This is a genomic window from Parabacteroides sp. AF17-3, from assembly GCF_003635445.1.
Taxonomy (GTDB): domain Bacteria; phylum Bacteroidota; class Bacteroidia; order Bacteroidales; family Tannerellaceae; genus Parabacteroides; species Parabacteroides goldsteinii.
This window is the reverse complement of record NZ_QTMM01000005.1, coordinates 83,161-100,964: the sequence shown is the minus strand read 5'-3', so window position 1 is coordinate 100,964 and position 17,804 is coordinate 83,161. Positions and strand designations below refer to the sequence as shown.

Genomic DNA, 17,804 nt, shown 5'->3' with positions numbered 1-17,804 from the left:
AGAAAAAAGGGAAACGACCGGCTAATAACCTGCGTTCCCCTTTTCTTCTCAAAAATACAACACTAACTATTTATTCAATATCTATTCAATTTCCGGACGGTCACCTCCGCCTCCCGGAGTTTCCGGATCGGTTGGAGTGTCTGGTTCGGTTGGGCGTACCGGACCTCCGGTCGACGGAGGGACAGATTGTTTCAGAACTTGCTGTTTATAATGTACTATTTCCTGGTTCTGCAACATGATCAGGTTTTTGTAAAGGGCCTCCCCTTCCAATACGGCATGCGCATTGATCATTCTGACTACTTTCTGGTAAGCCGCATCGGTCGCCTTGCGGGCTTCGGCCAATTTATAATCAGGCTTATCGAGCAATTCTTTATTACGGCTGTCGGTATAATTGCGGACACTGAGGTTTGAATCCTTCAACTGGGTGAGAAACAGGTCCAGTCCGAGTTTACGGACTTCGGCCGCATACTTATTTTCCAGGTCGTATATAATATTGATCAACAGGCCGGTCTCTTTATCCAACTGGCCTCTTACATTCAGTTTGTAATCAATGATCAACTGGTTGATCTTGACAGCCGCATCGTGAACTTCCGGATCAGCAACAGACATTTGTGCCTTCACAACCGCTTTTATCGCCATGAAAAGAGTGTCACGTTGTTTATCATATTCGTCTATCTTGTCTGAGTTCAGGCTTTTCTGCGAAATTTTCAAGGCGAGATCTTCATTGTCGATGGCTTGTTTATAAGCGGGTAAAACTTCCGTAAGTTTACCTTTTACTGCCGTATCGGCATCGATACGGCTATAAAAATCGACATTGTAAAGGTAATGTGCTCCGTTATTCAAACGGCCGACACTGATTGTGCTAATTTCCATGTTATTTATGATTTTAATGATTTATTGATCTTGCAGTGCTGCACAGCGTCCATACAGTCCTGTTTGAGGCTTTTGCAGTACTGCAAACTGTCCGCGCAACCGTGTTTTGCCTTTTGTAGCACTGCAAAACGTCCGCGCAGTCGTGTTTGGAACTTTTGCAGCGCTGCAAGAACCGTTACACGAGTGTATGGAAGGTTTGCAGCGCTGCAAAAGTTTTTTATCAGTTTACATTTTCATGTTGTGTCTCGACCGACCAGTTTTCGGGAGTGACGGTTACCGTAACATAAGCATTCTCCTTATACTCCTCATCGCCGGAGCCTTTTCCGGTGATCGTAGCGCTGATACGGATTACCTTATTGCGGATTACACCGGGATATATCGTTTCTTTATTATCACTATCGATCAAATTCAACAGTTTGACAAAATAATAACGGTCCGACAGGATCGGTTCATCAGTATTCTCATGAAGTATATCCCCCTTCAAAACCAACATGGTCGGTTTTGTTTTATCCGTATTTTCGGTGATGTAACATCTTAACGGATTTTCCGTGATATTCCATTCTTTCCCCGACGTAATAATCGCCGAAGTGTTGTCCCCTTCCCGAGGAAATAAATTCAGGGATTCCAGATAATCTTCTCCCGGCTTGCCATGCAAATAGGCCGGATCAGACGTTATTTCTACCGAGTAGTTATTCTCACCATACTTACGGTCCGCCAGGTAAGTCGTACTTTTTGCATCCACAACATATACCTGCTTCAAGCAGAAACGGGCATTTTCTTGCAGCAGGTCACCGGCATCTGCCTCACTCCATTTGAGGCTGATCTTTTCAAAGTCGATACGGCTGGCGGTGCGGTAAACCTCAATATTATTCTTACTGTAGAAAGAATACTCAGCAGGTTTATTCGTGAAAACATCTTCTTTCCCGTAATAATTGGTTCCCGGTTTCAGACTTGTAATTTCCAGGAATTTACTTCCCATCGGCTGGTTATTCACGCTTATATTTTCCAGATTATACGTTTTTTCCATCAGATCATCAATACTTGAACATTTGATGTTCCCTACATTGACAAGGATGACATACGTATATGGCGTATCACTTTTTGCGCTGATCCGTATCGTGTCGGGAGTTTTCCCGGTCTGACCGCTGAAATCCACATAAGCGGAAGTCAGCAACGTTTGATCGGCTTTGAACAAGGCGGCATACATGTTATTGATCTTTGCTTCTCCTTCCTGCGTCTCCCCCGCTTTGGCTTTCGTCAGTACCGAACCCGGAGCGATTGCCAATGTCAACGTTGCATCCTGCGGCACGATTACTTCGGGACCGTTATCATCGTCGGACGAACAGGATACCAGGAGGCTTAATGCTAACAGAAAGGGAGTAATATTGATTGTTTTCATATCGTTCATTTTTTATTCTACTTCTTCGGTTTGATGTACATATCCCCAGCCCGCCACTTCGACACGGACGTCAAGCGAGGCATCGTCATTCTCGTCGGGGTCGAAACTCGTTTCCGTGAAGGTGACGTGGAGACGGTAGATATAATTACGTTTCACATAGTTATGGTCGTAACCGTTCAGCACACCATTGCGGTTGATCGGCGAGGTGAAAATGCGGGTCTGGTTCGTTTCCACCAGGGTTGCCTTTACGACCAGCAATGTAGGGTCTGTGTCGGACGAACTGTTCTCAAAGGCATAAGTTTCAAAAACCGGAGTCAGACTGGGTGTATTATCGGTTATTGTCAGGCTGAAATCACTGCCGAGATAATCAGACGGATGAGAACCGGGGGCAAAAAGGGAAGCGGCTTCCGTGACGCCCGCCCCATAGAGCAGGTTTGCCTGTCCGGCGGGGACTTCTACTTTCCCCCAATCCCCTTCGCTGAAATAATATGAATTACTTTTTACATTTGCCAGGGCGATATGGTCGATCCGCACTGTTTTCCCTTCCAGCGGGGAACCGGCAAAACGGGTTTCGATCGTATTCATTTCCACACGGGCGGCAATGCGGGTAAGCAGCAGCGGGGTGGAAATATTATCAATGTTCGTTCCGGCTGTATAGCCGATCAGGTTGTCCTCCCCTTTCACCAACGCTTGTTCCGTACGGACCACCTGTGTGCTGAAAGTCAATGATTCCTGTGTCTGTGAAGAAAGGTCGACCAGACGTGACTGCAAACCGGCATAATTACCGACCGAACTATCTACACTTCCGGGAAGGTTAGCCAGCACGACCAGCATAACGCGTTCGGGAGTAGTCTCTATATCGGTAATGACCAACTTATCGGGATCGGGATTCTCCTCACGTCCGTAGCCGATCAATGCAGAACCGTCGCTGTTAAAAACAAATGCGCTCAGGTTGTGAATGTCACTCTCGCCGGGTAAGGCATTCTGGTCGTCGCCTGTTGCCTTACTTCCCGCCTGGCTGCGCAATTGCAACCCGACGGAAAGCGTGGCCTGTTCGACCGGCGGTGTGACTGGCCCGTCGTCTTTCGAACAAGAAGCCAACATGATGGCAACAACTATGGATAAAAGTAATTTATATCGGATCATCTTTCTGGACTGATTTAATTGTTGATTGATTTAAAATTCGATATGGTCGTCCACCGTCCCCCAGGGACGGATTGCCTGGCGGACGGAAAGCAGTGCGCCGTCTTCACCAAAACGCAGGATGACATAAAGCACAGCGGCTTCGGGAGCGATCAACGGTTTGCCGTCGTCGTCGTGGGTAGCAACGGCCAGCGTATTGCCTTCGGCTGTCAGTTGCACGTTCAGGTTCTCGCCGGCACACATCCGGTAGTTGGGAGCGAAATATTCCTTGTTCTTGTCCCAGTCGGCTTCAGGATGGTAATAGACACTGTCGCCGGTCAACTGTCCCTGATAATTGAACGCATCCAACGTACGGTCCACGTAGTAATTACAATCGGCATCGGTCGGCGAGTCATATTTCCTCAAGGCATATTTGATATTTTGTGTCACGATATTGACTTCCGAGAGTTTAGGACGGACCACGATCGTATCGTTATTGTAGAGACTGCCTCCCGCTTTGGTCTGCACCAGGCGGTTTCCGTAGAACAGGTCGTCGGGTTTCTGAGCCAGACCGTCACGGCTTTTGAGTTTGATCTTCAGTTCTTCAATCAACTCGCTTTCCGTAACAGTCTGGTTTTCTCCGGCCAGATTTCCCCAGGCTATCACATGTAGGTTACGATCTTCCGGATAATTCAGTCTGATTTCTTCGCGATTGCGTATTTGTCCTTCCGTCATGCGGACGGTCTGGAGGTATTCGTAATTTTCATCGAAAACATAGAGGGAAGCATCTGACAGGGCACTTCCCGTAACGTCATCGCCCTTCGCATTTTCCGCCTTTAAAGTCAGTTTATAACAAGCTAGCAAATTCTCCTGGATACAACCAGAAAGCAATAGGGTTGAAGCGCAGACGGCGGCTGCCAACCATCGACAAGTATGATTAATATGTTTCATATTATATTTCGATTTCTTCATTTATAGTGATCACATCAAGTGTTTTTCCTTCCCACGACTTTACGGTGATGGTAACGGATAAGTCTATATTCTCCTTATTGTCTCCCGGTTCGGGTGAACCTTTACCCTGGATGGTCGCTTCAATCTTATAAAGGGTGTTACGTTGAACACCTTTAGCCAATTTAATACGGAAATAGCGGTTAGAGAGGACAGGCTTTTTATTTCCACTATCGTATAAATCACCTTTGATATAAAGAATCACAGGATAGCTGCCGACCTCTTTCGTTGCCGAATTTGTCATTGCGTAGAAAGAAGCAACGTTATCAAGGGATCCATCTTCCTTTATTTCAATGACATTGTTAGGTTCTTTATTCTCACTCAAATAAGGTGCATAAGTACTTTCTTTAGCTATTTCAGAATTATCATTGTTATAATAACTATCATCTTCGATACCACGCAAATAAGAACCACCCTCTTTTTCGATGAAATGTCCTTCTGTTTCGAACAAATAAGATTCCGGACGGACATTTGCCAAGAAAATTCTTTTTAAATGGAATTTAAGTCCTGTTATGCCTTGCAGATCCTTATCTTTACTACCCTCACTTTCGCCATCATTATATTTAAAATCGACTGTTAGTTTTGAAAGGTCGATACGGCCGACCAGACGTTTAATCTTTACAGGCGTACCATCCTTTGCTTTTATCTCATTTTCTCCGGCTTTTATTTCTATATTTTCGGGAATGTTACTCATAACAAACCCGTTTTCACTACCTTGCTTTTCCAGACTGGCAACCATTTTATCATAATAGTCGGAAGGTTTGAAAGAAGAAATATTATTCGTATTAGCCAGCAATAACATTTTATAAGTTCCGGTTTTCAATCCGACACGGGCGGTCGTATTCTGTTCGCCCTCTCCTATTTCCCGATAACCGTGGGCTATTACTTCATTTTTACTCTCATCAATGAAGACAACAGTCAGATTTTTGATCTTATTTTCTGCATCAGTACCGGGTTGCGTTGCATCCGCTTTTGTCGCTTTTGTTCCGTTAATGCCGTCCACCGTTACGGAAACAGTGGCAAAGGCATCCTCACCACCCGGTGTCGGTGACGGTTCATCCTCCTTCGAACAGGCCGCCAGCAATAGACCGGATAAAAGGAACAGATATATTTTATTTCGTTTCATATCAGTTTTATTTTAGCTGTATTAATCAATTGAAGGATTCTCCACAATCTCACCCCATGCCTGTACTTCGATCATGCTTGTCAGCGTGGCATCATCGGATGGGTCAAACGGAGTATCGGAACCGGGGCCTTTGATAACGACATCAATAGAGTAGATCACGTTGCGGCGCACATACAGATGATCCGTCACATTGGATATCTGATCGTGCTGTCGGTTTACAATTACGGGATAATAGGTATCCACGTTGCGGATATTCCCGTTTTTGTCGATATAATGGTAAGTTCCGTGAAGGATCAGCAGCGTATGCCAAGTCGCTTCCTGCATATTTTCGAAAACAGTATAGGTATTGGCAGCACAGTTAGCAATAAGGCCCGTCTCGTCAGTAGCCGTACGGAAATCATAATTATAGGTTGTAAGTAACTTATCCGACAGTTTAGAAGAGCCTTCTTTATAAATGCCCTCAACGTCCGGATTTGCACCTGTAAGGAAGAAATCAGAAAGGGAGCGGTCGGTCACTTCTACAGCACCCCAACCTTCCATACTGATATAACGGGAATAATTTTTGACATTTGCCATAAACACGGATTCCAGTTTAAAGCTGGCTTCGTTGCCATATTCTTCCAGTGGATGCAGGAACAGTTTGTTCAGATAAACGCGGGCAATCAAACGGTAAATCGTTACCGGGGAAGCGCTGATCTGGTTGGCTCCCGTCTTCTGCAAACCGATCGTATTTTTTCCAGGCTTCAATGTGTAAGTCTGTACTCCCGAACTCATTGTCGGGGCTGTATCTTCGTTTTCAATCGTCTTGGTAAGGGCCAGGAATTGGTCCAAGGTGGTTAAACCGTCGAAAGTACCTTCGGGTGCATTGGCGACCAGCAGCATCCGGATAGTCCCGGCTTTCAGCGGGGTAATATCTTCAAAAGTATCTGTTTGTGTGGCTTCGCGGGAGACGATCAATTTGTCTGCATCCTCGCCGGAAGTGCCGAAAATAGCCACATAGAGTCTTTCGATTCCGGAGTCAGCGGCTCTGGTTCCGATCTGTGGAATCGTGATGCGTAATGAAAGTGTAGCATCTCCGGTTTCGTCTATCTCAGGATTCCCGTCATGGGAACAGGATAGCAAAGCGAGAAACAGGAATACATTGTAAAATAAAACCCTACTATTCATAGATTATATTGTTTTATAAATCGTCAAACCGGAATATTTTTTGAGAGTGAAACCAACCCGGGAATTACCCCGGATTGGTTCGTTAGAATTTCGAATAAGGAAATTTGAACTTAAACTAGTATAATTGATTGTTAGTCGATGTCAGGGTTATGTTCTACTACTCCCCAGTCTACAACCTGAATATTAGCTGTTAGACTTGCTGCATTTCCGTCTGGATCTTCTGATGTACTACCAGGACCAGTAATCTTGACATTAACAAGGTATTTAACATTACGTAATACACCGTTATGAGCAGCGAAATTGTCACCTCCTTGAGGAGTGTCATTATTGATAATAGTAGTCCAATATGCATTTTCTGATTTTGCTGTTGCTCCACCATCAGTTGTATATTCATAAGTACCTCTGATAACGAGACGTGTTGCATTATCTTTGCTAATAGTAGTTGCAGATGAATTGTCATATACAAATAGCATAGTTTTATCTGCATCAAAATCTAAATAACCACTATTGCCTCCTCCATAATTCACTACATTATCCATTGTGAATTTCTTTATATAATTAGGATAGGCATTTTTTTTATCATTATAAATAGTTTCGCCATCAATCAAATCTGCCTCAGTATTAGTAACCCGGCACCATTCTGTAGACGCATCACCAAATACCATTACCCCTGAACGAACCTTAGATGCATAGATAGCCTGCAACGTAAATTTCGCAGTTTTATCTTTACCGAATCCACTACGAGGTTCCACTGTTATTCTCGGAACTTCTATTCTTGCAACATTACGGTATACTTTAATATTACTCGTACCTGCTACATTTCCTGTATTACTTTCTCCTGCTGGTGTTTTAAACACAGTACTTGCATTAGCTGCAATCGTGTTTCTACCTTTCAGTAAAGTTATATTATCTAAAACGGCACTTGACATCAATAATGATTCTTTATTTATAGCATCTTCTGAAATTGCTTCTAAAAAACCGTTATAATCAGTTTTATCCTTAAACATGTCAGTGGTAGGATTTGCAACAACCAAAATCTTTACAGAACCAGATTTTGCAGAAATACAGGCTGTAGTATCTACATCAGATGTAACTTTCTCACGTTCCGAATAACTTATCAATCCATGAGTGGCGATAATACCATCCATTGCCCCTTCATTAAACACAGCAATACCTATTTTCCCAATTTTGTTAAATAGGTTATCTCCCTCTCCCTTTGTCTGAAGGCTTCTCAACCCTCCGCCATTAGAGCCGATCGAATTAAACGCTACCGTTACAGTAGCATCCAACTCCTGTGCCGGATCCGGGATATTAGGATCGTCATCATTTGAACAAGCGCTGAAAGCGCAAGCAACCATAGTTGCGTAAATTAAATTTTGAAGTTTCATAACTTATATGTTTTAAAAGTGATAAATCATTTTACTACCCTATACTTATTTTACATACTTAGATTTCTCTTTGACTATTCGGATAATCAAGTTTTCTGTAACATTGTCTCATGTTGACAGTGCAAATGTAGAAAGCATTATTTGCAGGGTCTGTCGGTATATTTATCACCCATGAGCGGTAATTTTTAAATGATAAAAATTCCTATGCTTATTTACATTTGTTTTAATGAATACCACGCTTTATACCCTTGTCGGTTGCCCATATTGAGAAGGATTTACACCATATTGCTCAGTAAAACGTTTGCGGAATGTTGCCATATCATTAAATCCGACCATTTCGCATACCTCGATAATGGAATACCGCTGCTGTAAAATCAATTCAGCCGCATGTTTGATGCGGACACTCCGCGTCAGTTCCAGGATACTGCAATTTGAAAACGCTTTTACCCTGCGATAAAGCGTCGGAATACTCATACTCATTTCATCCGCCAAAAATTTTGCATCAAAACACGGATCATCCAGATGCTCCTCGATAATCTTTACTATTTTATTCATAAAAGCATTTCCCGCCACCTCAATCTCATTGAGCGGAGCAGGCATGGCAACAGCAGCCTCTTCCGTGTCCGGCGCCGACTGCGTATAGAATGCCCTCATCTGGTCGCGACGTTTAAGCTGGCTGATCAATTTGCTGCGCAGTACCTCCAGGTCGAACGGCTTGGTGATATAATCGTCCGCTCCTGCCTCAATGCCGGCTATCACATCTTCGTTCTCCACCTTGGCTGTCAGCATAATCACTACCGTCTGGCTGGTTGCCGGATTCGTCTTTATCTCCCGGCATGCCGTAAATCCGTCTTTTACCGGCATCATCACATCACACAGGATACCGTCGGGGCGTTCTTTCTTCGCCATTATGACACCTTCCTCGCCATTGTGTGCCTCCAGTATCCGGTATTCTTTTCCCAGGGCAAGTTTAAGGAACCAACGGATCTGGTCGCTGTCGTCAATGACCAGTAGTTTCTTCCCAGTCTCTTTCTTCTGGGGGATAAGCTGTACGAAACCGGCGATTTCTTCCTTCTGAAATTCATTCAGATTGACCAGGTCGCTATCCGGTTCCACAAATTCGACGGGCAGTTCCATCAAGGACCGTTTACCCAGCGGGATCAGGATCGTGCAACGGGTCCCGCTCTGCCCTTCCATCGTTTCCTGAATAAATTTAGCATGAACAGTTTCTGCCATATCGGAAATCTGTTTCAAACCGATACGTGCACTGTCCTGTGCATCCAGACCGTCATCATGTACACTCAGGGAACAACAGGCTTTACCATCTATCCTGACCACCTTTATGTCGATCGTGATTTTCCCGTACATGAATGTATTCTTCAACGAATTGGATAATAAAGTACGTAAAGCATATTCCATCTTCCGGCGGTCTACCCACACCCATAAGACAGGCGTCTGCGTATTGATCTTAAAATCGATATTGTTCATGGCAATCCAATCGACAAACAGATCGCATATCTGCTTCGTTATATCCACCAGATCATAGCGGGCTATACGCATATGGTTAGCAACATCGTCGCCATGACGAATATCCTGCAACTGATACATCATATCTTGCAAGGCAAGCGTATTGCGATAGGCCGAAAGAACCTGGGTGGAAACCAAACCGTCGAGTTCGCGGTTCTGTACCAACTGTCCTAAACATCCCAATATCAGAGAGAGAGGCGTACGCATCTCATGTACTGCTTCAACGAAGAAAGAGTTATGGAGTTTTTCCAGTTCATCCGCTCTCCGGATAGCTTCTTTGTATTTGGCTTCATGCTCATGGCCCCAATCGTCTGTCTCCCTGATTTTATGTACCATGAGTTGCTGTATCTCACGGTTCTTGATGGTTAGCGTATCAATGGTACGCTTCAACTCTTCATTCTCCAGTCTGAGTGCAGCTTCTTCCCCATTTTCCACTCTTTCTGTATTTTCCTGTTTCTGCTTATGGGCAAACAAAACAGTGATAAGTGTCCGAAATTGATTGATCATTTCCATGTATATCAAGATTTACTATTTTTCATTTACTGATATCGTTGATATTTATCATATCTTCTGCTGTTCAGTAGAAGTTCAGTATCTTTTTTATGGATTTTCTGCTGATTATTGTCTCCTGGTAGCCAATCATACGAGTCCGATTGTAGAACATGAATCACACGTAACTACTGACAGACAACAACTTACACTTTAGAATACAATATGTGCATAGTCCATACAGAACTATGGTTCAGAGAGATAGACAATAAATTTCTGTTGAAAAACAACAGAAATTCGAGGTTCAAAATTGATACATAATGAAAGATGATAAAAGAATAGAGGAAGGACAGCCCCTATCGGCAGGAATTATTTTTTCCTGTAAAGATACCGGACAAATAACAGGTCTGTAAAGTTACAAAAGAGAAAGAAAAAGGGTAAAATAAGGGTCACATTATAAAATAAAGCCTGGAATTAGTTCATATCAGATTATTTTATACCTTTGATTCCGAAAAATATGGAGTTCTGTATGAACTCCGTTCATTTTCATTGCTTATTGATCTTGTCAATAAGGGTTTCACACGGTTTTAAACGGATTGTTTTACGGGGAGCAAGCATCACTTTCTCTCCCGTTCTCGGATTCCGGACCTGTCTCCGTGATTGAGGTAAAATAAATATCTTGCCGAACTCATGGATTCCTACTTTTTCATCAGTTATTACCCCTTCAACTACAATATCCAACAACGTATTCAGATAAATACGACTATCTACCAAAGTTATATCCAGCCTTTCTGCCAGCATTCTAACGATTTGTGTTTTATTCATTCTCTACTAATTATTAACTGCGAAAAATTCATTTATTATACCGGTCACAAAGTTCCGATTTTCAATCAGACTACACAATCTACATTTTTTTCATAATATGTTCTATTTTTGCTTTTTCACAAAAAAATACGGCCTGTCCCCCTTCAAATCCGGGAACAGGCCGCATATTATTTTATTTGTTGTTAATTAGAACGGGACCTCGTTACTACTGCCCTGGTTCAGGAAATCTGCACCGGCAGGCGGTATCGGAGGTAACGGATCGTCACTGTTCATATTCGATGAAAACTCACGTACAGCCACATCTTCATCAATATTCATGAACTTCGCATAATCGCCCTTAAATCGCAGACGCACATCACCCGTCGCACCGTTACGATGCTTGGCAATGATGATCTCCGCCAGACCGACCAGCGAGTTACCGCGTTCATCTTCCGTAATCTTATAATATTCGGGACGATGGATAAAGCAAACCATATCCGCATCCTGCTCGATCGCTCCGGATTCACGAAGGTCGGCCAACTGCGGACGTTTTCCTTCAGCTCCCTGACGGCTTTCCACACCACGGTTCAACTGCGAAAGTGCGATAATCGGGATATTCAGTTCCTTCGCCAACCCTTTCAACGAACGGGAGATGGTACTTACCTCCTGCTCACGGCTACCGAAACTCATACCACTTGCATTCATCAACTGAAGGTAGTCGATGATAATACATCTTACCCCGTGTTCACGCACCAGACGGCGTGCCTTTGTACGCAACTCGAACACCGAAAGACTCGGCGTATCATCCACATAAATCGGAGCATCATACAATTCCTTAATCTTGAAGTCAAGCTGCTCCCACTCATAGCTTTCCAGGCGTCCGCTTTTAATCTTCTCACCCGGTATCTCACATACATTCACGATCAGACGGTTTACCAACTGAACGTTACTCATTTCAAGCGAGAACAAAGCAACCGGCACATTATGGTTCACCGCCATATTCTTCGCCATCGAAAGTACAAACGCCGTCTTACCCATCGCAGGACGGGCAGCGATAATGATCAAGTCGGAATTTTGCCACCCCGAAGTGATCTTATCCAACGCATCGAAACCGGTACGCGTACCGCTCAGACCTTCTTTCTGGTTTGCCGCTTTCTGCAACATATCCATCGCATCCTTGATAACCGGATTGATCTGGGTCACGTCTTTCTTTACATTCCGTTGCGAAATCTCAAACAATTTACCTTCGGCCTCCTGCATCAGGTCTTCCACGTCGATCGTCTCATCAAACGCCTTTCCCTGTATCATGGCCGTAAAAGAGATCAACTCCCTTGCCAGATATTTCTGGGCGATGATACGGGCATGATATTCGATATGCGCACTACTGGCAACTTTACTGGTGAGCTGCGAAATATAAAACGGTCCGCCTACCTGATCCAATTCGCCGCGTTTCCTCAGCTGTTCCGTCACGGTCAGCATATCGACCGGACGCTGGCTGGCTGCCAGATCCACAATAGCTGCATAGATCATCTCGTGTGACTTTTCATAGAAGCACTCCGGCTTCAATATCTCACTAATGATCGAATAAGCATCCTTCTCAAGCATCAAGGCACCTAAAACGGCCTCTTCCAACTCGCGTGCCTGTGGCTGTAGACGCCCCATATCGGGCACGACCACAGGCTTTTGCTTTCCCCTTCCGGAGTTTCCTCTCCCGGTATTTTTAGTTCCTTCTGCCATTCTCTTTTGTAATTTTCGGACACCAAAAATACGATTTTTATTTGGTATTCATTCCTTTTTTTTACCTTTGCAGCCGTAAAAAGTAATTAACTAATTATGGACGACAGTATTCCGCGAGAAACATTAACAAGTAAAAATTAGCGGACGGGGGTTTCTTATTACCTCTGTTCGTGTTAACAACGAAAGGAGGCAATAATGAAAACATTTCTTTATTGTGAAGCCGGTTTTGTGGAGAAAGACCAGTGGCTTCCTAACAGCTGGGTAAATGTAGAATGCCCTACACCCGAAGACATCCAATACCTTTTAAATCAATTTCACGTACCCGAATCATTCCTGAGCGATATCGCCGATACCGACGAACGTCCGCGTATCGAATATGAAGGAAACTGGCTGCTGACTATCCTGCGTATCCCGGTACAGAGTAAGGAAAGCGGTATTCCCTTCACCACCGTTCCGATCGGTATCATCACCAACAATGAGATTATTATCTCGGTATGTTATCACAAAACCGAGTTATTGCCTGATTTCATCCGTTATAGCCGGCGTAAAGAACTTGTGGTACGTCATAAATACGACCTGATCCTGCGCCTGATCCACTCATCGGCCGTCTGGTTCCTGAAATATCTGAAACAGATTAACAACGAAGTGGCACGTGCCGAAAAAGCCCTGGAAAAGAGTATCCGTAACGAAGATCTCCTGCGGTTGATGAAACTGGAGAAAAGTATGGTTTACTTCAACACTTCCATCCGTGGAAACGAAGTGATGCTCTCGAAGCTGCAAAGCATTTTCCAGGAACCGATGTATATGGATGCGGAACTGTTGGAAGATGTCGAAACAGAGTTAAAACAGGCACACCTCACGGTGAACATTTACAGCGATATCCTTACCGGAACGATGGATGCTTTTGCCTCCATCATCTCCAACAACGTGAATACCATCATGAAGCGCATGACCTCCATCTCTATTATCCTGATGGTACCAACGCTGATTGCCAGCTTCTACGGGATGAATGTGGTCAATTATATTGAAGACGCTCCCCACGGACTTATTGCGATCGTACTTTTATCGATCACCTTATCCGCTCTGGCATTCTTTATTTTCAGAAAGATCAAGTGGTTCTGATAATTACACAAAAACTCATACAAAAAAAGTCCCGGATATCCGGGACTTTTTGGTTTGTTTTGACGGGAAACAAATCGTTCTCCCGAAAAACGAGATATACTTATTTAAGGGTTGCGCCTCCGTCCCCACCCTGATTCCGGACGATCCAGGGTAAAACATTAAAATCCATTTTCAGATAAGCTTCGTATTCATCAGGTTTTTCCGGATCGATCTCCGGTGTTCCGGAACCAAGTCCAGAAATATTCGTCACCAGCAAACGGTAAATATTATTTCGTACTATCGCAAACTCCATAACTCCCATCTCGTTTTCCATGTTATTATCCAGGTGCCTGATCCAATAATTATAATAGCAATAATAATTGTTACCTTCCGGATCTTTCCGATAACGTTTCACAAAGAACTTAGCCAACTCTTCATCAGTCGAATCTTCCGTAATGCCATCCAGTTTAAGTCCGGCATCTTTCATCGCTTTGATACTGCTATAAAATTTATAGTTCGCATAATAAATAGCATCAGGTCTTGCACTAGTTGCTTCTTTACCTTCTCCCCAAAGCGTACCGGGAACAAAACTTGCCTTAAACCGTACTCCGGTCGAATAAGCATTCAACTGTGCCGTTTTAAACATGCAATTCTCCAGACAATAAAAACCGTGGAACGCATCAACCGGAACCGACTGCCAGCTTTCAGCCACAGAGGTCAATGGATAAGCATAATAACCATCCGGATTATCAAACCCTTTCGCCCCATCTACCGTTTTCGAAAAGAAATAAGGATCAATCACATAACCGTTATTCGCATTTATCTCTCCAAAATTTCCATTAGCAATAGTATAGGAAGAAGGAGCATTATTGGCTGTCAGCACCGCCGTGTGACGAAACGTATAGAACCACCGGCTCAAATTGATATACTGGAATCCGGTCAGACTGATGGAAACATACTCTTTTCCATTTCCGTCAACCAGGCTGTAATCCTCTTTCGACTGCCCGACCAGGACTTTAGCCATCACACGTTCCAGATTGATAGTCACGATATCCGGTTCCTCCGACGGCAAAATCTCACGAACTGTCACTTTCAGATTTGAATCGGTCGTACCATCATACAAACCGCTGTTATCGGCACGGTTTGTCATCTGCAATGTGCCGTCTTCGGTCAAGACTCCAAAACCATCCTTATAAGTAGACCTATCCACCAGGTTTATAAACTCATTTTCCGTACTGAAAGACCCCGTAACATCTCCATTGGCAATCGTAAAGATATCATACGTACCCGGGTCTATCAACACTCGGTTGGCCGTATATTTCACTACATGCTCGTTTTGATTTCCGGATGAGCTATTTTCCGGTAATTGCGGACCGGCCGTACGCGTTATATTTTCCAACCGAATCTTTTTATATAAAGCCTTCGTATCTGAATTAAACAGGTAGACATTAAGCGACTTCACATTATATTCGTTCGCATTTCCGGTTTCATAAATACCCGAAGTTTCGGCATCCCCAGCTTTAGTTGAAGAATTGTTGGGCACAACGAAAGCAAAACGGACATTTCCTTCTCCTCCATCCACAAAACCGGAATTATCTTCCGGCAAAACATCTGCATCATTAATGCATCCGGCCAGCCCCAAAGCCAGGCATAACAGCCATACCGATTTTACAAAAAGTTTGTTTTTCATACGATAAAAGTATTTAGTAAATAATATTCCAGACTAACTCAATGACGTTTATTATTCTCAAAAAATAATGTCAGATTCATGCCGGCTTCTTCCGAGCCTTCCGCTTTTGCAGACTTCAGCAAACGGATACCCTCATACAAATTTCCGGTCATTAATTCATACACACCCTTACAGTTTTTATAGGCCAACGTTTCATGGGGCGCCATTTGCAGATACTGTCCGGCAGCCTGCCAGTTTCCCTGTTCGATGGCTGCCGCTGCCGCATTCTGGTTGGCTACCGGATGAGCCGGATAAATCCTGACGCTTGTTTCGATTATCTTATAAAACTGTTCCGGTTCATTTTTATAGCTTAATGCAACCATATACAGCTCACGCAAAGAAAGCATCTGAGGGTTCATTTCAGCCACTACACGGGCTTCCTCCAGATTAAAATTCAGCTCTTTCTGATTACGTATATCCGTTGCATCGCTCTCAGGAGAAATATAAGATGCCTTTAATCCTGACAGGCCGGACACTGTCGACGGAGAAACGGCCCCCTCCACAACAAGCGGTTTCCCGCTATCCGGAGACAAACCGGATTTCATCAAACGGACCTCTTCCCTAACAATCTCCCCGGAATGAGTCAACCGGTTCATTTTCAAAAACAACTCAGGTTTACGCATCCAGTTCTCCACAATAACAGAAGTAGTATAGACTATTTCACAAGGTTCTTTTTCCGACAGTTCCTTTACAAGAAAAAAGTCCTCGCCTTTAATTCCTTTTCTCTTATTTAAAACCCGGTTCCGTTCATAAGTACGATGTCTTTTTTTACCATTTAATAAAACAGGAGGCAACTCTTTTTCCTGCCTGTTTTCTTTAATAACCGGAATAAGCGTCAGGGCTTCGTCTGATGCAAAATCATGCGCATTGACCATGTATTTTATCGACACCATTAGCGAATCCCCTTCCACAAAACAGGATTGCGATTTTATCTCCACATCGATATCTTTTGCAGATAAAGAATTGCTAATAAAGAATAAGCCCAATAACACGAGCAAATTGATTTTCATATTTATCGTTTTTTTATTGTATAAAGTAGACTAAAGAGAGACCTATCTGAGTCGGACCGACATAATTCGTATGCGCCTTTTCTATCAGAGATGCCCCCTCCTTCCGCCCGTACTTATCATAACTCAAATAAGCATATCCAAACGCAATGCTGGCCTCCAGATTCCACAACGGACTTATCATCCATTGATATCCGTAAGAAACCCCGCCACCAACCAGATTTCCTTGAAAACGATAATCGGATAATATCCCTCCGACATTAAAACGAGCATAATGAGCCTGTATACCGACAAAACTTCCCTGAAAAACATCGCCAAACCATTTCCTGAGCTCCGGTTGTATAAGAAGATGCTTCATCTTTCTGTTATCAGCAAAAGTCCACGGATTATAACTTATAATCGAACTGATAGAATAGGTATCATTACATTTTATCTCCCCACCGATATTCAAAGATGACGTCAAATCATAGAGAACATTACTTTTCACTGCTATATTCTGACAATTCATTTTTTGCAATACACTAATAATCAAAACAATAAACAAAAGACACTTAGGCTTATAAAACAATAAAATACCTTTATTGCAATAATTCATAATGTTACAAAAAGCAACTTTATAATTTCTTTTTTCTTGCATAACAAATATCATCGTAAATAATTAACACCATATATTCTTCACTTTTTACATTTTCACAAAAAAATAATGACTAGAATAAAGGATCGTTTTTTCTAGTCACTATTTCGAGAGTAAAATTCAATATATGATGATTATTGCAACTTCTTGAAAAACTACATTTATCTGTCTGTAATACAGCGAAATAAAAAGATTAAAAATGCTTTGTTTTTCATTTAATATAAAATATATTTGCACAAAATAAATGACTAAAAAAAACGATCGTTTTTTTTAGTCATTGCTTTATAACCTTATGAATATTTCATAAAAAACTCCGTATTTCCCGGTATTATTTTTAGTTGAAACCGGGAAATACAGAGTTAAATATTGAACACGAATAAAACCTATACCGCTATTTTTCCTGATTATTCAGTTTACGGACCAAATCGTCTGCTGTCCGGAATTTTATGGTTGTTCTCGGAGCAAGCATAATTGGTTCCATTGTTTGCGGATTACGAACAGGGCGGGACTTCTGGAGCACGGGAGAAAAAACTCCAAGCCCTCCTATCCTCACCTTGTTCTCTGATTTTACTTCATTAAATACAGTATCGATAAATGTATTCAATACCTTTCGTACAGCACTTTGCGTGTACCCTGTCTGTTCTGCAATGGAGTATATCAACTCTCTTTTGTTCATCATATCTTTTACGATTT

The 17,804-nt window shown here is 42.9% G+C and carries 15 protein-coding genes; 1 reads left to right on the top strand and 14 read right to left on the bottom strand.

What is annotated here, in order from left to right; translation table 11 throughout:
* Positions 1-81: 81 nt before the first annotated feature.
* The 10 genes from DWW91_RS08010 to dnaB form a co-directional block, all read right to left on the bottom strand.
* Entirely contained in the window at positions 82-873 is a 792-nt protein-coding gene (locus DWW91_RS08010; protein ID WP_122327415.1) for a DUF6261 family protein, read from the bottom strand.
* 220 nt (positions 874-1,093) lie between these two features.
* Entirely contained in the window at positions 1,094-2,272 is a 1,179-nt protein-coding gene (locus tag DWW91_RS08005) for a fimbrial protein (RefSeq protein ID WP_122327523.1), read from the bottom strand.
* 12 nt (positions 2,273-2,284) lie between these two features.
* Entirely contained in the window at positions 2,285-3,418 is a 1,134-nt protein-coding gene (locus DWW91_RS08000) for a fimbrial protein (RefSeq protein WP_122327414.1), read from the bottom strand.
* 30 nt (positions 3,419-3,448) lie between these two features.
* Positions 3,449-4,345 carry a FimB/Mfa2 family fimbrial subunit gene (locus DWW91_RS07995; RefSeq protein ID WP_122327522.1) on the bottom strand — a complete coding sequence of 299 codons (897 nt, stop codon included), beginning with the start codon at positions 4,343-4,345 and terminating at the stop codon, positions 3,449-3,451.
* A gap of 1 nt (position 4,346) precedes the next feature.
* Positions 4,347-5,528 (bottom strand): fimbrial protein, encoded by a 1,182-nt coding sequence (locus tag DWW91_RS07990; protein WP_122327413.1) that lies wholly within the window; start codon positions 5,526-5,528, stop codon positions 4,347-4,349.
* Positions 5,529-5,549: 21 nt separating this feature from the next.
* On the bottom strand, positions 5,550-6,695 hold the full coding sequence (locus DWW91_RS07985; RefSeq protein WP_122327412.1) for a fimbrial protein: 1,146 nt from the start codon (positions 6,693-6,695) through the stop codon (positions 5,550-5,552).
* 131 nt (positions 6,696-6,826) lie between these two features.
* Entirely contained in the window at positions 6,827-8,083 is a 1,257-nt protein-coding gene (locus DWW91_RS07980; RefSeq protein WP_122327411.1) for a fimbrial protein, read from the bottom strand.
* 240 nt (positions 8,084-8,323) lie between these two features.
* Complete coding sequence (locus DWW91_RS07975; protein WP_122327410.1) at positions 8,324-10,123, bottom strand: response regulator; 1,800 nt, start codon at positions 10,121-10,123, stop codon at positions 8,324-8,326.
* A gap of 522 nt (positions 10,124-10,645) precedes the next feature.
* Positions 10,646-10,924 (bottom strand): HU family DNA-binding protein, encoded by a 279-nt coding sequence (locus tag DWW91_RS07965; RefSeq protein WP_122327408.1) that lies wholly within the window; start codon positions 10,922-10,924, stop codon positions 10,646-10,648.
* 186 nt (positions 10,925-11,110) lie between these two features.
* A complete protein-coding gene (dnaB, locus tag DWW91_RS07960) occupies positions 11,111-12,640 on the bottom strand; it encodes a replicative DNA helicase (RefSeq protein ID WP_122327407.1) in 1,530 nt (509 codons plus the stop codon).
* 195 nt (positions 12,641-12,835) lie between these two features.
* On the opposite strand from dnaB, the gene DWW91_RS07955 reads away from it, so the two are divergent.
* A complete protein-coding gene (locus DWW91_RS07955; RefSeq protein WP_007657016.1) occupies positions 12,836-13,762 on the top strand; it encodes a magnesium transporter CorA family protein in 927 nt (308 codons plus the stop codon).
* 100 nt (positions 13,763-13,862) lie between these two features.
* Here DWW91_RS07955 and DWW91_RS07950 read toward each other — a convergent pair whose 3' ends face one another.
* From DWW91_RS07950 to DWW91_RS07935, 4 genes are all read right to left on the bottom strand, one after another.
* On the bottom strand, positions 13,863-15,431 hold the full coding sequence (locus tag DWW91_RS07950; RefSeq protein WP_122327406.1) for an Mfa1 family fimbria major subunit: 1,569 nt from the start codon (positions 15,429-15,431) through the stop codon (positions 13,863-13,865).
* Positions 15,432-15,469: 38 nt separating this feature from the next.
* Positions 15,470-16,480 carry a DUF3868 domain-containing protein gene (locus tag DWW91_RS07945; protein WP_122327405.1) on the bottom strand — a complete coding sequence of 337 codons (1,011 nt, stop codon included), beginning with the start codon at positions 16,478-16,480 and terminating at the stop codon, positions 15,470-15,472.
* Between the two features lie 13 nt (positions 16,481-16,493).
* Positions 16,494-17,072: a DUF3575 domain-containing protein gene (locus tag DWW91_RS07940; protein WP_122327521.1), complete on the bottom strand. Its 579-nt coding sequence runs from the start codon at positions 17,070-17,072 to the stop codon at positions 16,494-16,496.
* A gap of 430 nt (positions 17,073-17,502) precedes the next feature.
* Positions 17,503-17,790: an HU family DNA-binding protein gene (locus tag DWW91_RS07935; RefSeq protein ID WP_007657030.1), complete on the bottom strand. Its 288-nt coding sequence runs from the start codon at positions 17,788-17,790 to the stop codon at positions 17,503-17,505.
* Positions 17,791-17,804 lie beyond the last annotated feature (14 nt).